Raw genomic sequence first — 510 nt, forward strand, 5'->3', positions numbered from 1 at the left:
GGCGCTGAAGGCTTTGGCTTTGCTCGGGCAAAATCGGGTTATATCAAGGTGGCGCAATTAGGGCGTGTGATCTTAGCGGATGATGTGGATATTGGCGCCGGAAGTTGTATCGATCGTGGTGCTATTGAGGATACCGTTATTGGTCGAGGAACGAAGATCGATAATCATGTTCAGTTAGGGCATAATTGTATCGTTGGTGAAAATACGGTTATTGCCGGTTATACCGGTATCGCCGGTTCAACAGATATTGGTAATAATGTGGTTATCGGTGGTGGTGTTGGGATGAATGGTCACATGAAGATCGAAGATAATGTGATTGTCACCGGAGGCACGCAAGTAAGCCAACCGCTTAAGTCAGGAAAGATCTACTCTTCTATCCCGCCGGTACTAGAAAATAGAGAGTGGCGCTACAATAGCGCTAGAATCAAGCGATTAGGCGATCTTTTTGAGCGAGTCAAAAAATTAGAAAATCAGCTAAAAAGAGAAGAAGAGTAAGAGTAAAGGATTAGG

The 510-nt window shown here is 44.7% G+C and carries 1 protein-coding gene; it reads left to right on the forward strand.

The genetic code is table 11. The features are described from left to right. Positions 1-495 (forward strand): UDP-3-O-(3-hydroxymyristoyl)glucosamine N-acyltransferase (locus FK268_RS26285; protein WP_146437927.1); only part of this gene is annotated, 495 nt, incomplete at its 5' end. Positions 496-510: the final 15 nt, after the last annotated feature.

The organism is Tsukamurella sputi (assembly GCF_007858445.1).
In the GTDB taxonomy this organism is placed as follows: domain Bacteria; phylum Actinomycetota; class Actinomycetes; order Mycobacteriales; family Mycobacteriaceae; genus Tsukamurella; species Tsukamurella sputi.